Annotated in this window: 10 protein-coding genes (1 of these 10 running past the window's edge); 6 read left to right on the forward strand and 4 right to left on the reverse strand. The window is 71.2% G+C overall.

The genetic code is table 11. From position 1 onward, the window contains the following. The 5 genes from ACQPZQ_RS06330 to ACQPZQ_RS06350 form a co-directional block, all read left to right on the forward strand. On the forward strand, positions 1 to 7,544 hold the final stretch of the coding sequence (locus ACQPZQ_RS06330; RefSeq protein WP_433292953.1) for a LysM peptidoglycan-binding domain-containing protein. It extends 21,484 nt beyond the left edge of the window; the window shows 7,544 of its 29,028 coding nt (coding positions 21,485-29,028); its start codon lies off the left edge, out of view; the stop codon is at positions 7,542 to 7,544. Between the two features lie 103 nt (positions 7,545 to 7,647). Further along, a complete protein-coding gene (locus tag ACQPZQ_RS06335) occupies positions 7,648 to 8,073 on the forward strand; it encodes a DUF6325 family protein (RefSeq protein ID WP_433292955.1) in 426 nt (141 codons plus the stop codon). Between the two features lie 25 nt (positions 8,074 to 8,098). Next, positions 8,099 to 8,428: an SHOCT domain-containing protein gene (locus ACQPZQ_RS06340; protein ID WP_433292957.1), complete on the forward strand. Its 330-nt coding sequence runs from the start codon at positions 8,099 to 8,101 to the stop codon at positions 8,426 to 8,428. A gap of 281 nt (positions 8,429 to 8,709) precedes the next feature. Beyond that, complete coding sequence (locus ACQPZQ_RS06345) at positions 8,710 to 8,988, forward strand: GlsB/YeaQ/YmgE family stress response membrane protein (RefSeq protein WP_433292959.1); 279 nt, start codon at positions 8,710 to 8,712, stop codon at positions 8,986 to 8,988. A gap of 284 nt (positions 8,989 to 9,272) precedes the next feature. Next, positions 9,273 to 9,689 carry an SseB family protein gene (locus ACQPZQ_RS06350; protein ID WP_433292961.1) on the forward strand — a complete coding sequence of 139 codons (417 nt, stop codon included), beginning with the start codon at positions 9,273 to 9,275 and terminating at the stop codon, positions 9,687 to 9,689. A gap of 15 nt (positions 9,690 to 9,704) precedes the next feature. Here ACQPZQ_RS06350 and ACQPZQ_RS06355 read toward each other — a convergent pair whose 3' ends face one another. The 3 genes from ACQPZQ_RS06355 to ACQPZQ_RS06365 all read right to left on the reverse strand — a co-directional run bounded on the left by ACQPZQ_RS06355 (position 9,705) and on the right by ACQPZQ_RS06365 (position 13,819). Next, on the reverse strand, positions 9,705 to 11,672 hold the full coding sequence (locus ACQPZQ_RS06355; protein WP_433292963.1) for an amino acid transporter: 1,968 nt from the start codon (positions 11,670 to 11,672) through the stop codon (positions 9,705 to 9,707). A gap of 375 nt (positions 11,673 to 12,047) precedes the next feature. Next, the gene (locus ACQPZQ_RS06360; protein WP_433292965.1) at positions 12,048 to 12,797 is read right to left on the reverse strand and encodes an SDR family NAD(P)-dependent oxidoreductase; all 750 of its coding nucleotides are present in this window, start codon (positions 12,795 to 12,797) and stop codon (positions 12,048 to 12,050) included. A gap of 86 nt (positions 12,798 to 12,883) precedes the next feature. Next, positions 12,884 to 13,819 carry an alpha/beta hydrolase gene (locus ACQPZQ_RS06365; protein ID WP_433292967.1) on the reverse strand — a complete coding sequence of 312 codons (936 nt, stop codon included), beginning with the start codon at positions 13,817 to 13,819 and terminating at the stop codon, positions 12,884 to 12,886. Between the two features lie 196 nt (positions 13,820 to 14,015). Between ACQPZQ_RS06365 and ACQPZQ_RS06370 the strand changes: the two genes are divergently transcribed. Beyond that, positions 14,016 to 14,804, forward strand: a complete 789-nt coding sequence (locus ACQPZQ_RS06370; protein ID WP_433292969.1) for an IclR family transcriptional regulator — start codon at positions 14,016 to 14,018, stop codon at positions 14,802 to 14,804. Here the strand turns inward: ACQPZQ_RS06370 and ACQPZQ_RS06375 are convergent. Then, positions 14,777 to 15,754, reverse strand: a complete 978-nt coding sequence (locus ACQPZQ_RS06375) for an aldo/keto reductase (protein WP_433299047.1) — start codon at positions 15,752 to 15,754, stop codon at positions 14,777 to 14,779. The genes ACQPZQ_RS06370 and ACQPZQ_RS06375 overlap by 28 nt on opposite strands. Positions 15,755 to 15,772 lie beyond the last annotated feature (18 nt).

Below are 15,772 nucleotides of genomic sequence, written 5' to 3' on the forward strand. Positions count from 1 at the left end.
ATCTGGCGCGCGGCCCGCCGCGGGGCGCGGCGTTGGTGCGGATCGTCGAGGACGACCTGGGTGACGGCGGTTCGCTGATCGCGTTCGGCCGGCGCGACGCCGAGCACGCCCCCGAGGGTGTGATCGTTGTTCCGGTCCGGGTGGCGCGTGTCGTGGAGCGGTTGATCGGTGCCGACCCGGCGTTCGCCGATTGGTGGGCCGAGCTGCTGGGTCACGAGCTCGGGTTCCACATCGACGGCGATGAGCACACCGGGCAGCGCCACGACCGGGATGCCGCGCGGTTGGCCACTGCGCTGCTGCGCGCGGTGGAGGAGGTACTGGCCGGTCATCCGGTGCTCGCGAGCCTGGGCGTCGACCCGCTCCCGGTGGGCGAGGCCGTTGCCGACGGCCGGTACGGCGAGTACTTCGGCAACCCGGACTTTCGGGTGTCGGATGCCGATCGGCGTCGCTATCTGGCCGATCCGCCGGTCACCTCCCTGGCCGATGCGGCGATCCATCGCGCGATCGATCGGTTGGGTGGGTTGGCCGAGCGTGTTCCCCGCGCGGATCTGCACGCGGTGTTGGTGTATCTGTCGGCGTTGTATGCGGAGCCCAACGCGGCGCTGCGCTCGGGCGATGCCGGGTTGATCGCCCGGTACGAGATGTTCATCCGGGTCGCGGTGTCCGGGTTCAACCAGCTGAGCGCGGGGGAGGGCGTCTCCGGCTACCGCGGAATCTGGTTGTCGCAGGAGGCCATCGCCGACCTGCCGCGCACCCACCCGGTGGGCGGGCTGGTTGTCGACCGCGGATTCGTCAGCACCGAGCTGCCGGATCTCTCTGCGGGTGCGGTAGATCCCGTCGAGGGGCTGCGTACCAGCTACTACTCCGAGAGCCCTGTCACGATCGAGGTCCGTTCCCGCACCGGACGGGACTCCTGGCCGTTGATGGCGGCCATCACCGGCACCCGGTTCCACGAGCTGACCTTCATCCCCGGTTCCACCTTCCTGGTTCGCGACGTCCGGATCACCGACGACCCGACCGGTTCGGTGCGGGCACACATGGTGTGGGAGGACGTCAGTCATCTGCGTCCGGCGGGCGCCGAGCACCTGCACCAGCTGCACACCCGGCTGACCGGCGAGCTCGCCACGCTGCGGGTACTGATCGCCCACGGCGAGCACCAGCCGGGCCCGCCGTCGCGGATACACGACTCGCTCGACCTCGCCGAGCGTCTGCTCACCACCGCCCAGCGCGATCTCGCGGCGACCAGCGCAGCGCCGACTTGCGCTCAGTGTGGCCTCCGCGCCGAGTCGAGCGCACGGTTCTGCGAGGAGTGCGGCGCACCCCTGACGGCGGCAGCCGACGTTCCCGCCGCCGGCCAGGGCGGCGGGGCGGTGGCGAGTCACCCGTTGACCGATTCCCAGCGGGAGCGGGTGGTCGAGGCCTTGCGGGCGTCCCACGACCAGATGACGCCCCTGGAGGAGCTGACCTCGGCCATGCCGCGTGCTCCGCCAGGAGTGTCGGTTCAGGTCCGGGACGCAGAGTTCCCGGCGCCGGGTGTGGTCGCGTTCGGCTGGGCCGAGCGCGGTGTCGTGGTGATCACGCGGTCGACGGCCGCGCAGATCGCGGCGCGGTACGCGGTGGACCCGGAGGGCGTGCAGCGGTGGTGGGAGCGGCTGCTGGCCCACGAGGTCGAGTTCCACCTCCGTGAGCACCCCGAACACACCGGGCCGCGGCACGACGCGGACGCCGCCCCGATCGCCGACGAATGGTTCGTCCGGCCGGTCACGGCTCGGCGTCCGTCGGCCGGGTTGCGCAAGCCGCACGGCAGCGAGATCGACGCGTGGTTCACCGGTTCGCTGTTGACCGGCGACGAGATGACCATGGTCGCCCGCCGGGAGCTGGCCGATCGGTTGGAGCGGCGGTTGCACCGGACCCGGTCACCGGCGTCGGCTGTGGAGCAGGCCGGACTGCTGCGCGAGATGGTGCAGGCGACCCTGCGCTTGTTGCGCGGAGAGCCGATGAGTGAGAGCTGGCGCGAGGTCGCGCCGACGCGGCTGCACTCGTTGGCCGACATGCCTTCCGGGAGGCTGGTCGACACGATCTTCGGGTCGGCCGCCGACGCCGGGCACGCCGAGCGTGACGGGGTGCGTGAGGTCTTCGCACGTGACGAGGTCGGGCTGCTGCACGAGGTCGTCAAGGCCGCGCTTGCCCCGGCCGCCGGGTTCCGGCCGGCACAGGCGCACGTGCTCGCAGTGCTGGCCGAGCGGCTCGTGGACGGCCCGGATCATCGGGGTGAGCGGTGGAGGGCTCGGCCCGGCTGGCTGACTGCCCGCGCCCAGGCCGAGCTGAGCGAGCTGGCGGTGCGCAACCCGCCGGCGCGGGTGTTGCTGGTGTGGAGGTACGAGCAGGTCCGTGCCGAGATCAGCAGCCGGTTCGCGGAGCTGCCGGAGTGGCGCGAGCTGGCGCTGCGCTACGCCGCGGAGTTCCACGCGGCCGCCATCGAGGAAGCGCGGCTTCCCGAGCTGTCCGAGCTCGACCTGCGCTCGGAGTACGACAGTGCGCTGATCGGGCTGCGGCAGTTGGTCGCCGGGGACAAGAGCCTGACCTGGAGACAGCGTCGCTCGCTGTCCCAGGCGCTGCGGAAGGCCGAACGCGAGGCAGGCGCTCCGAGCCGGTGGGAGATCGAGGTCGAGCTGCGTTCTCTGCGGGTCATCACCGAGCGGGCCGGGGTCTGGCCCACCGACCCCGAGCTCGTCTACCTGGCGGTCCGCAACGTCACCTGGGGCCGGCACACCGACTCCCTGCAGCTGGCAGGGGTCCGCTGGCAGGCCACCAAGGTGCTGATCGGCACCGCGTCGCCTGAGCTGGGTCTCCTGGTGCGCCCGGAACGGCAGTACGGCGGTTCGACGCGGCTGGTCCGCTACGCGATCCCTGCCGACCTCCGGTCGCCTGCGCTGCCCCCGGCCACCGGGCCACCTGCCGGCGGCAGCCGGGCGCCCGACACCGACCGGAGCGGCGCGATCGCCGTGACGTTGCACGAGGCCGAGCCCACCGCGCTGGATGAGAGGGAGCTGGTGGCGGCTGAGCAGGCGGTGCAGGAGTTGCACGACGAGCGCCCGGGTGCGCCGTTGGGTCCTGGCGATCGTGACTACCGGCGGGCGGACCCGCGTGGTCGCTGGGCTGCGCACGGTGTGCGGGTGTACGTGCTGCCCGGGTTGCGGCGCCGATTCGACCAGCTGATCCGCGCTCCGGGTGCCCGTGAGCTCGCGCTGCTGTATTTCGTCACCCGGGACCGGGACGGGGTTCGCGCGGTGTTCGTCGACCCGGCCACCCTGGCCGTCGCTCGCCGGCTGTCCCGTTCGGACCGTGGGTTGATCGCGGAACGTGAGCTGGTTCGTATCGTCAGCCCGGAGCTGCCCGAGGCAGCGGTGCAGGCCATGCCGCTGCCCGCGCCGCGGGAGCTGCTGCGGCTGGCGGCCCGTCCTTACCGGCCCGGCGTCGGGAAACCCGGCGCGGTGGCGGGTCCGTCCGGTGAGCTGGGCGCGTTGATCATGGAGTACCTGGCCACCCAGCCACGATGGAGCGGCCGGCTGATCGAGATGGTCGACCGGCTGGGGGTGGACGGGGCTGCCGTGACGGTCGCCATCGCCGCCCACCCGCAGCTGGTGCCGTGGAGGTCGGTGCTTGCCGCCCCGGCCGAGGCAGGCTTCCGTCCGGCGCTTCGCGACGGGCGCCCGGTGATCGGTCTGGCGCGGGCCGCCGCGAGTGGCGACCCCGAGCTGTTCATCATGGGGCTGCATGTCGGGCCGAGCCGGGACTCGGGCCTCGACCCGCTGGGGCACGCCGTGCGGCGCCTGCCCGACCTGCGGCGGCTGCACCGCGACCAGGAGCCGATGGCATGGCGGGAGATCCCGACGTTCGAGCTGATCGCCACGGCTTGGCACGCATCCGGCGCCCCTGTTCACGACATCGGTGACCTGCGGGTCTACCGCGGTGAGGTGGCCGGGCACGGGCTGATGCTGGTGACCTCGCACGGCGAGTTGGTCAACTACTACCCCAGCGGGATGACCACCACGACCCAGCCGGCGCAGCACCGCATCGCCGCGGCGCTCGACTCGGTGGTGCGTGTCACCGGTCAGGTCCGCGACACGGAGCTGGACGCGGTGGCCAGCGGTGTGGTGATCGCCCCGGAAACCGTGTTGTCGGTGGCGCACACCGTGTTCGACGTGGACCCGGCCACGTTGCGCGTGGACGGGCTGGCGGTCAGCGCAGTCGCGACGCTGCGGGCGAGCGAGTTCGGTGTGCACGCCGAGCCTGCCCAACGGTCACTGGCACACACCCTGCAGGCGGGCGTCCCGGTGCAGGACGGGCTGGTTGATCTGGTGGTGCTCACCGTGCCCGGTCTCGGCCGCCCGGCCGCCCGGCTGCGCGACACCCCGGTTGCGACGGGCACCCCTCTGACCGCCGCCGGCTACCCGGGCGGTCGGTGGATGCTCAACCGCGGTCCGGTCACCGAGAACGACGTACACCTGACCTTGGCGATGGCCGGGCCTCCCGGGCTCTCCGGCGCCCCGGTCCTCGACCCCGACGGCGCGGTGGCCGGCATCCAGAGCTACGGCAGCGCCTCCGGCCCTGCCCACTTCCTCGGCCCTCAACTCATCGCCGCGTTCCTGGCCGGGATTCCCGGTGCAGGCCACGGCGGGGCCGTGGCCGAGCATCCGCTGACCGATTCCCAGCGCGAGCAGGTGATCGCTGCGTTGCGGACCTCCGACGGGGAAACGATGACGCCGCTGGACGAGCTGACCTCGGCGATGCCTCGTGCTCCGCCGGGGGTGTCGGTCCAGGTGTGGGACGGGCGGTTCCCGGTGGCGGGTGTGGTGGCGTTCGGCTGGGCCGAGCGTGGCGTCGTGGTGATCACCCGTGCCGTGGCGGAGCAGATCGCCGCGCGGTACGCGCTGGACCCCGACGGCGTACGGCGGTGGTGGGAGCGACTGCTGACCCACGAGGTCGAGTTCCACCTCGCTGAGCACCCCGAGCACACCGGGGCCCCGCACGACGCCGACGCCGCCCCGATCGCCGCGGAGTGGTTCGGCTGGGCGGACGCGCTGACGCGGTCCGGCGCGGGCTTGCGCAAGCCGCACGGCAGCGAGCTGGAGGCCTGGTGGCACGGCGCCCTGCTGACCGGCGAGGAGATGACGATCGACGCCCGCCGCGAGCTGGCAGGCCGGTTGGAGTGGCGGCTGAGCGCGACCGCGCCGCCGGCGTCGGCGCCGGCACAGGCCGAGCTGCTGCGGGAGATGGTGCAGGCGACGATCGGGTTGTTGCGTGGGCTGCCGCTCGGGCAGCGGTGGCGGGAGGTCGTGCCGGTGCGGTTGCACTGGCTGGCCGATGTGGCTCCCGGGCTGGTGACCGACACGGTCCTCGGGTTGGCCGCGGACGCCGGGCACGCCGAGCGTGACGGGGTGCGTGAGGTCTTCGCGAGCGATGAGGTCGGGCTGCTGCACGAGGTCCTGAAGTCGGCGCTGGCCCCCGCCCTCGGGTTCGATCCGGCGCAGGCGCACGTGCTCGCGGTGCTGGCCGAGCGGACGGTGGACGGCCCGGATCATCCGGGTAAGGCGTGGAAGGCCCGGCCCGGGTGGCTCAGCGCCCGCGCCCGGAGCGAGCTGCGTGAGCTGGCAGTGCGCAACCCGTCGGGCCGGGTGTTGCTGGTGTGGGGGTACGAGCGGGTCCGGGCAGAGATCATCGCGCGGTTCGCCGAGCTGCCGGCGTGGCAGGAGCTGGCGCTGCGCTACGCCGCGGAGTTCCACACCGCTGCCATCGACGAGGCGCGGCTTCCCGAGTTGCCCGAGCCGGAACTGCGCGCGGAGTACGTCAACGCGCTGGCCGGGTTGCACCAGTTGCTCGCGGGTGAGAAGGAGCTGACCGGGGACCGGCGTCGGTCGCTGTCGCAGGCGTTGCGCCGGGCCGAACGCGATGCGGGCGGCCCGCGCCGCTGGGAGATCGAGGTCGAGCTGCGCTATCTGCGGGCGATCACCGAGCGGGTCGGGGTGTGGCCGACCGACACCGAGCTGATCTACCTTGCGGTCCGCAACGTCACCTGGGGCCGCCACACCGACTCGACTGAACTACAGCGGGTCCGCGAGCTGGCCACCGACGCCCTGATCGGCACTGCGTCACCGGAGCTGAGCGTGTTGTTGCGGCCGGAGACGCCCTACGGCGGTGCGCAGCGGCTGGTTCGCGTCGAGGTGCCCACCGACCGGCAGCAGCACGCGCCGATCGTGGGCGCCGAGCCGGCGGGTGAGGGCGTGGGATGGGTGGCGTTCCGGGCACGGCGCCCGCACCTGTTCGCCGCCGCCCGGGTTCCGCTGGGTTCACCGCTGGCGACCGACTGGGACGCGGAGTCGGCGGGCGCCGTCGAGCTGGACCAGCCCACTCGTGACGAGTGGGCAGAGCAGCTGAGCAAAGAGGTGTCCACACCGGCGGGGTTCGACCCGCAGTACGCCGTGCTGCGCGGCTATGTCGAGCACACCATCGTGCTGCTGCGCGGCGGGCCACTACCGACGGGGCAGCCGGTCCCGACGGTGCGGTTCCACCTGCTGGAAGCCCTGATCGCCGACCCGGCAGGGCGGGAGGTGGACGCACTTGCTCGCACCGAGGGGGAGGTGCTGGTGGTCTACGCCGCTGACCCGGTCGGGGTGCTGCACGTGCTCACCGAGGCGCTGTTCGCCGCCTGGGACGGCTTCACCGGCGAGCAGCGCCGGCTGATCGCCGAGCTGGCCGAACGCGCGGCCGGCCCATCGGCAGACGGCTATTTCATGCAGCGAGACATCTCTCGTGGCTGGGTGCCCACCCGGGTGCTCGACGAGCTGGGCACGCGTGGCTGGGACGAAGCGTGGCGGCTCATCGATGATCACCAGGCCGAGCGGAGCCGTGTCGTGGCCGTGTTCGCCGATCGGCCGGACTGGGCGGGCCTGGCGGCCCACTACCTCGACCAGCACCACCTGGCCACGCTGGCCCGCGCTCCGCAACCGACGGTCACCAAGGACGCGCTGGAGTCGCTGATCACGGCGGCCGCCGAGGAGGAGCTCGACACGATCATCAAGGGCATGCGGCTGCCCCGGAAGGACCGCCGCACGGCACACCGGGACCTGAAGCGGGGCTTGGCCTACTACTGGGGCAAGCGGCCTCTGAACAAGCACCTGAGCGTGCCGCATCACGTCCGCGGTCTGGCCCAGCGCCTCGCGGTGGCGGCCTACCTGGCCGGGCAGCCGCTACCAGTGCCCGAGCTGATCGAGCTGGCCACCCGGCTGCTCTACTGGTCCACCGCCACCGCCCCCTATTCGGCCAGGCATCACGAAGACGGGTACAAGCCTGGGGTCGACATCGGCGCGCCGGTACGCGATACCGTCTCCGCCGCGTTCGCCCGCCTGCTGTCCGAACCGCTGCGCGACGCGCTCGAGCTGGACCGACGCCACCTGCACGAGGTCCGGGATTACCTGGACGGGCAGTACCGGCGGCTCGTCGACCAGCTCATCGACCTGCCTTACCCGGACTCGTCGAGCTGATCAGCGCGTGCCGTGCTGCCTCGCCACGCCGCCCCCGCTGATGAGGCGCAGTCACCCGCGGCGAGGGATGTGGCCGGGCCGGGCCGACAGCAGGCTCGCGGGCATGGGCCCCATCGAACTGCTCGTGATCGAGTTCCCCGGAAGCAAGTTCACCGGCGGGATGATGCCCGAGCTGCGCAGGCTCGTGGAGTCGCGCACCATCACGGTCATCGACGGCCTGCTGGTGCGCAAGGACGACAAGGGCAAGGCCTCCTTCACCGAGTTCTCCGAGCTCGATGAAGCGCACGATGCCGCACCGCTGCTCGAGATCCTGGACCATGCCGAGGGCCTGGTCTCCGACGAGGACATCGCGGAGCTGACCGCATCCCTGCCCCCTGGCGACTCCGCCGCGATCCTGGTGTTCGAGCACACCTGGGCCCTGCCGCTGCGCCAGGCCGTGGTCGCGTCGGGGGGTGTCCTCGCCGCGAACATCCGGATCCCGGGCGCCGTCGTCGACGAGGTTCTCGCAACGGTCCCGGACCAGCCCTGACGGCGACTGCCTCTCAGGAGAGATCATGCGTGGACGGATCGGTCGCCCCGGGCTGCTGGGGACCATGGCCAGGACGGCCGTCATCGCCGGCACCGCCACGGCGGTGTCGGGAGGGGTGCGCCGCCGGGCCGACGCCAGGGCACAGGCCCAACAGGATCAGCAGACGACCCAGGCCGACCAGGCCTCCGCTCAGGCCGAGCTCGCGAGCACGCCCGCGGCGCCGCCCGCGCCCGCTCCCGCGCGAGGCGGGGACGATCTCATGTCGCAGCTGCAGCGCCTGGCCGACATGAAGACGTCCGGGCTGCTCGACGATGCGGAGTTCGCGGCCGCGAAGGCGAAGCTTCTCGGGAGCTGAGCCCGAAAGCCCTCGGGTGCCTTCCCGCAGGCCTGCGACCGAACCCGGTGACGCCGCCACCCGGCCCGACTCGCGAGAGCAGCGGCAGGACCGGCGCCGACGCGCATGGGGAGCCAGGCGATGGTCCTGCGCCTGCACGCGCCGTCTGACCTCGGCCCCCACCGCCGTCCGCCTCGTGCCCATCTGTGCCGTTCGTCCCTGGAAATGTCGTCGCCGTCCGCCGAACGTGAGTAGGAATCAGCGGATCGGGTATCCCGACTGTTCCAACGACAGGAGTGGAAATGGCGATCACCGGCATCATCTCTGCCATCATTGTCGGGCTCATCATCGGCGCCCTCGGACGCCTCGTCGTGCCCGGCCGTCAGCCGATTCCCATCTGGCTGACGATCGTCATCGGCATCATCGCCGCCTTCATCGGCGGCTTCATCGCCCAGGCATTCGGCTACAGCAACGCCAGCGGCGGCATCGCGTGGATACAGATCATTCTGCAGGTCGTCGTGGCGGCGATCGGCGTGGCGATCGCCGTGGGGGCGTACAGCCGCCGCGGTGTGAGCCATTAGCCCTGTTGTCCCAGCGGTCGCCCGGGTCCCGTGAGGCCCTGGCGACCGCTTGGCGCTTCCCGCGCCGCTGTCGGGCGGGAGCCCGTCGACGCGGACTCTGGGCCGTCCGGCGTAAAGGAACCCCGCCAACGCGCATTCCGCCTGCAGGAGAGCCCGCTATCGGTCGGCGGTACGCTTTCTGCGTACGTGACCGCACCAATCGTCTCTGGGTCGCGAGGCCGGCCCGCCAGTACACGTCCAATCTGCACACGGCGTGAAGCGCCTTCCCAGGAAAGGACGAGACGATGACGTCGACCCCGGATGATGCCGCGACGAACGACACCGCCGCCGGCCGGGCCGCGGATACCACAGAAATTCTGCGCGGCCTTGCGACGACCATCGGGCTGCTGCCGCAAGCGCCGTCGCCCGACGGCGAAGAGCCGCCAGAGGGTGCGATCTCACTGCCCGTCATCGAGCACGACGGCAGGCGCTACGTCCCCGTCTTCACCTCGGAGGACGCGCTGCAGTCGGCGGGGGCGGAGGTAGGCACCGCGATTCGCATCCCCATCGTGCAACTCGCCGCGAACTGGCCGTCGGACGACATCTGGCTCGCGGTCAACCCCACGAGCGAGGACGGCATCGGGCTGCCACCCGATCTGGTGCGGACCCTGCCCGCGTTCGCCGGTAGCCCCGGCGGAAACGGACAGGCTCCGCTGGACTGACGCGCCGAGGCTGCGTCAGCCGACGTGGACGTGCGGGCGGTGTGACCTGTCGGGTTCGGCCTCCCGCAGCACCTCGCGGGTGATCGGGGCCACCTCGCCCTGGCCGAACATCAGGAAGCGGGCGAAGTGCGTGATCGGGTTTCCCTCGGTCCACTCGAAGTAGATGTGCGGCCGCCGCCCCGTGCGGTCTCGCAGGTGCAGCAGTAGCGCCGCGAGCGCGTTCGGGACCGCGGCGCTCTCGAGGGCGAGCACGCGGTAGCGGCCGTGCATGAGCTCGCCGCGGACGTCGAGCTCCGTCTCGAACTCCGACGGGTCCCGCAGCGTGATCTCGACGAAGAGCACGTCGGCGCTCGCCGGGATGTCATGGTCCTGCTGGATCTCCTCCAGCTTCTCCTCGTACTCGGTCACGTCCCGGCTGTTCGGCTCGTTGGCGATGAGCCGCAGCGTCTCGTGCGTGCCGTTGTCGAGGAAGCCGGCTGCCACTTCATCGAGGCTCACCGCCGTGACGCGCAGCTCGAATGCGCGCAGGAGCCTGGAGAGGATCGAGATGAGCAGGATCGCGGCGATGAAGCAGGCCCCGATCTTGACGCCGTCCGGGCGCTCGATGACGTTGGCCAGCGTCGTGTAGACGAAGATCGCGGAGATGACGCCGAAGGCGATCGTCCAGCCGCGCTGGTGGGCACGCCGGGCGGCGATGGTGACCGCCACCGCCGCGGAGGTGATCAGGACCAGCACACCGGTGGCGTAGGCGCCGCCCTGCGCGTTCACGTCCGCATCGAAGAGCCACGTGACGAGGAAGGCCACGGCGGTGAACACCAGCACCATCGGGCGCACCGCACGAGCCCAGTGCGGAGCCATCCCGTAACGCGGCAGGTAGCGGGGGAAGAGGTTGAGCAGGCCGGCCATCGCCGAGGCCCCGGCGAACCACAGGATGGCGATGGTGGACAGGTCGTAGAGGGTGCCGAATCCGTCGCCCAGATACGCGTGGGCGAGATAGGCGAGGGCACGTCCATAGGCCTGACCGCCCGGCTCGAACTCGGCGTGCGGGATGAGCAGCGTGGTGACGATGCTGCTGGTGACCAGGAAGACGCTCATGATGATGGCCGCGGTGGTCATCAGCTTCCTGGCGCCACGGATGCGGCCGAGCGGGCGCTCCTCGGTGTCGGTCGGGTCGCCCTGGATGTGCGGCATGACGGCCACGCCCGTCTCGAACCCGGACAGGCCCAGAGCGAGCTTCGGGAACACGAGCAGCGCCAGGCCCACCACGAGCAGCGGGTTGCTGTGCTGGGTCGTCAGTGCCTCGGTCCACTCCCCGACGACGGCGGGCGCGCTGACCACGTGCCAGATCGCGACCGCCACGACGACGGCGTTGAGTGCGAGATAGGCCGCGACGAGGACGACCGCGACCCCCATCGCCTCGGTGAAACCCTTGAGGAACACGGCACCCAGCAGGGCGATGAGCACGAGCGTGATCACGACCTCGTGTCCCTGCAGCGCGCTCGGTACGTGCGGGTTCTCCACGAGGTGCTCGGTGGCATCCGCCGTGGACAGCGTGACCGTGATCAGGAAGTCGGTGGCAGCGAAGCCGAGCAGCACCAGGACGAACAGCTTGCCCTGCCAGAACGTGAGCAACCGCTCGAGCATCGCGACCGACCCTGCCCCGTGCGGGCTCTCCGCCGCGACCCGCCGGTAGACCGGCAGCGCTCCGGCGAGGGTCACGAGGACCAGCACCACGGTCGCCACCGGTGACAGCAACCCCGCGGCCAGCGCGGCGATGCCCGGCTGGTAGCCCAGCGTCGAGAAGTAGTCCAGCCCGGTGAGGCACATGACCTTCCACCACGGGTGGCGAACGTGTTCGGGGCTCGGCCGGGCGTGCGGTCCCATCTGCTGACCCGGGCGCTCGACGAGCCCCTCGAGGAGCCAGGCGCGCAAGCGCGTTCGCGGCTGGGCCGCCGGGGAATCCGGACCGGTGATCGTCGCCACCTGGATCTCCTTCTCGCGTGCTCGGGCACGAGCCAGTGACCCGTACCCGTCTCGTGACCAGCATTCGGACGCCGGCGCCTCCCGCGGCTCGCGATCCGGGCGTGCGGAACGATCGGAGCTGAGATCGGCGAGCCGGGCCGGGAGCGGCGCCGACGGCGTCACATGGCTGGTGCGGAGTCACGCGCTGCCGCGGGGCGGCTTCCCGCGCCCGCCGCAGTCATACCGCGGGTGCACGTGGCACGTCGCTGCTGATTCGGGCGCCGCTCGGTCCGACCTCGGTGACCGGACGGGCAGGCGGGACGTCCGGAATCAGAGTCAGAGGTGCATGCGTGAGGCCAACCGCGGGGTGGCCCCCACCCAGAGCGTCGGCGCCCTTCAGACGACCGTGCGGCCACCGCTCACGTCGAGAACCGCGCCGGTGACGAAGCGAGCCCCGTCGCCGGCGAGGAACGCGATGGCTGCGGCGATGTCTTCGGGGTCGGCGACGAAACCCAGCGGGGCTTGCTCTGCCAGCTGCTGCAGCATCTCCCCCAGACCCGCCTCGGCTCCCGGCGTGCGGGTCGGGCCGGGGCTCACGGAGTTCACCCGCACTCCAGCGGCGCCGAACTCGGCCGCCCAGCTCCTGGTCAGCAGGTCGAGAGCCGCCTTGCTCGCCCCGTAGACCGCCAGGCCAGGGAGCGCGCGCTGGGCCGCCAGCGTGGACACATTGACGATCGCACCCCCGCCGCGTGCAGCCATCGCGGGTGCGATGTTCGCGACCAGGTAGAACGGCGCCTTCAGGTTCGTGGCCAGAACCGAGTCGAAAGTCGACTCCTCGGTGCCGGCCGTCGGGCCACCGGCCCCGATCGCGGCGTTGTTCACCAGGATGTCAAGGGATCCGCCCGCGGACTCCGCGACCGCGGTGGCTTTGGCCGCAAGTTCTGCCGCGGACCGGGCGTCACGTAGGTCGGCGCCGACGAAATGGGCCGTTCCGCCCGCGGCGCGGATCTGCTCCACTACTTCCAGCCCTCGCTGGTCATCGCGGCCGGAAACCACGACACGGACCCCGTCATGGGCGAGCTTGAGTGCGGTGGCCTGCCCGATTCCACTCGTCGAGCCGGTGATGAGGGCTGTCTTTGTTTTCACAGTATCTCCTTGCGTGAATGGGCCCAGAAGCGTTGCCTCGTGTCGACCGAAGTCGCGTGGTACGCCCTCGGTGCCGGGCGGCCACGTCACAAGCTCTGGATGAAGGCGACTCGATCAGCGAACGCATTTTGCGCCAAACGGGAGTCGGGTGCGATCTGGTCGAAGCCGTGAAACGCACCGCGGCGTACCGAGAGGTTCACCGCCACGCCGTGCTCCATGAGCCGCGTAGCGTAGGTAACGGTCTCCATACAGAAGAGATCCAGCTGCCCGACCTCGAGATAGGCCATAGGCAGGTCGTAGTACCACTCTGCGCGGGCGATCGAAGCGGAAGCAGGCGTGTCGTCGGTGCCGTACTTGTCGCCGAGGTAGGCCCGCCAGCCGGTGATGTTGTCGGCGACCGACCATGTCAGGAACGGCTCGGCATCCGGGGCGGCGTGTGCGGTGCGGTCATCGAGCATGGGGCAGACGAGTATCTGGGCAGCCAGGGGCCCGATCTCCCGGTCGCGGCACTCGAGCGCCGTTGCGGCTGCAAGGCCACCGCCGGCAGAGTCACCCATGATCGCGACGCGGGCCCCGGGAACGCGCTGCCGAGCGTGTTCGATCGCCCACTCGGTCGCTGCGACGCAGTCTTCGACGGCTGCCGGGAATGGTGATTCGGGTGCCAGGCGGTAATCGACCGCGATCACCGCTACCCCAGCCTGTGCCGCGTAGCGTCGGCAGACATGGTCGTAGGCGGCGACGCTTCCGGCGATGAGGCCGCCGCCGTGGACGTAGACGAGAAGCACGTTCGGCACGTTCGGCGGCTTGTACAGGCCCAGCGAGACGTTGTGGCCGTCCGAGGTCGGCGCAGTGAAATCAACCAGCTCTGTACGGTCATCGTGCGTTGCAGCGGCGCCGAACCCCGCCTGGAGGGCGTCGATGTGCGCCCGCCGGGTTTTCCAGTCGCCTACGACCGGCTGTGTCGCTGGGGCACTGGGTGCGATCGCGCCGAATGCGTAGGAAAGTTCGTTGTCGAGGCTCAACACTGCAATCCTCCGATGTTGTGAGGTGTCGGAATCGGTGATGGAAACCCCCCGAATAGAACTTCGGCTCCAATCCGCCGCGGTCACCCCACGCCCACTGCTCGAACGTCGAGCCCGGCGCCGGCGCCTGCGCCACGGTGGGCCTCCGAGGCGCAGGAGACACAGGTTGCGCCGGGCGGGCGGCTAGCATGAACGCATGACCCGCCCCATCGAGCGAGACGAGCGGGCCGTCATCGACAAGGCAGCCGACCTGCTCGTTGCGCTCGACGGCGAGCGCGCCGGCCTCGGGGTCAGTGAGCTGGCCCGACGCACGAAGCTGAGCAAGTCCACGACGTTCCGGGTGCTGGGCGCGCTCGAACGCAGCGGGATGGTCGAGCGCGTCGGCACCGCCTACCGCGTCGGGAACGTCGTGCGCCAGCTAGGTCGCGACGCGCCTGCGCCCCAGCCCGACCTCGTCCGCAACGCGCTCGTCCCATACACGGCGGACCTCTTCGCGCTCACCGGGCAGACGGTGCACGTCGCCGCGCTGGACGGGCCCGAGGTCGTCTACCTGACGAAGATCTTCGGACATCGGCAGGCGCCCACGCGCCCCTGCCCGGGCAACCGCTTCGCCGCACACGGTGTCGCGATCGGCAAGGCGCTGCTCGCGTACGACCGCGAGGCCGAGAGCACCCTGCGGGCCACGCCCCTGAGGGCGTTCACCCCGCGCACTGCGACCGACCCCGCGATGCTTTTGGACCAGCTGGCCAGGGTTCGCGCGGGCGGGATCGCGTTCGACGCCGACGAGGCTCGCACCGGGGTCAGCGCGGTGGCCGTTCCCCTCCGCGGCCCGGACGGGGCGGTCGTCGCCGCATTGTCGATCACCCATGCGAGCGCCGACCCCGCCGCGGCCCGCTACGCTGAGCACGTGCGCAACGCCGGTGCGGCCGCAGCGCCCGCACTGCGACGGGCGCTGGCTCAGCGGCCGCGCTCGGCGTCCGGGTAGCGCCCGCCCGGCACGCGCGCGGGGTCGAACAGCGCGCTCAGCAGCGCGACCTCGTCTGCGCTCAACGCGACCCCGGTCGAGGCCGTGTTCTCGCGCAAGTAGTGAATGCGCTTCGTCCCGGGGATCGGGACGACGTCGAGCGGCTGGGCCAGCAGCCACGCGAGCGCGACCTGACCAGGGGTGACGCCCTTTTCCGCGCTGAACTTCTGGAGGCCCTCCACGAGGTCGATGTTCCGTTCCAGGTTCTCGCCGCGGAATCGGGGGAGGGTCGAGCGGAAGTCGGTGGCGTCGAAGACCTGGTTGCGCTCGATCCGCCCGGTCAGCATGGCGCGACCGAGCGGGCTGAAAGGCACCAGCGTGATGCCGAGCTCCCGGCAGGCCGCAACCACCCCATCGTTCTCGACCGATCGCTCCCACAGCGAGTACTCACTTTGCAAAGCCGAGAGGGGAAAGGTGGCGTGCGCGCGGCGCAACTGGTCGACGGACAGCTCGCAGTGCCCGATCGCGCGCACCTTGCCCTGCGTGACCAGCTCACCCAGTGCGCCGACGGTCTCCTCGATCGGAACCGACGGGTCCTGTCGGTGGCAGTAGTACAGGTCGATGTGGTCGGTGCGCAGCCGCTGCAGGCTGGCCTCGCACGCCTGGGCGACGTAGCTGGGATCACCGACCAGCCGCACGGCACCCTCGGCGCTCATCTGCACGGCGAACTTGGTGGCAACGACCACCTCGTCGCGGCGGCCCGCTATCGCCTCCCCGATCAGCTCCTCGTTGTGCCCGAAGCCTCTGATCGGCGCGCCGAAGGCGGCATCGGCCGCACCGTAGACATCCGCGGTGTCGAACATGCCCACGCCGAGCTCGATCGCCTCGCGCAGGGTCGCGATGCTGTCCCCGCGGTCGGCGTCGCCGTAGGACTGGGACATGGTCATGCAGCCGAGCCCGATCGGACGCATGGTGATGTCCGAGTGTCC

Source organism: Pseudonocardia sp. CA-142604, from assembly GCF_050948475.1.
Classification (GTDB): Bacteria; Actinomycetota; Actinomycetes; order Mycobacteriales; family Pseudonocardiaceae; genus Pseudonocardia; species Pseudonocardia alaniniphila.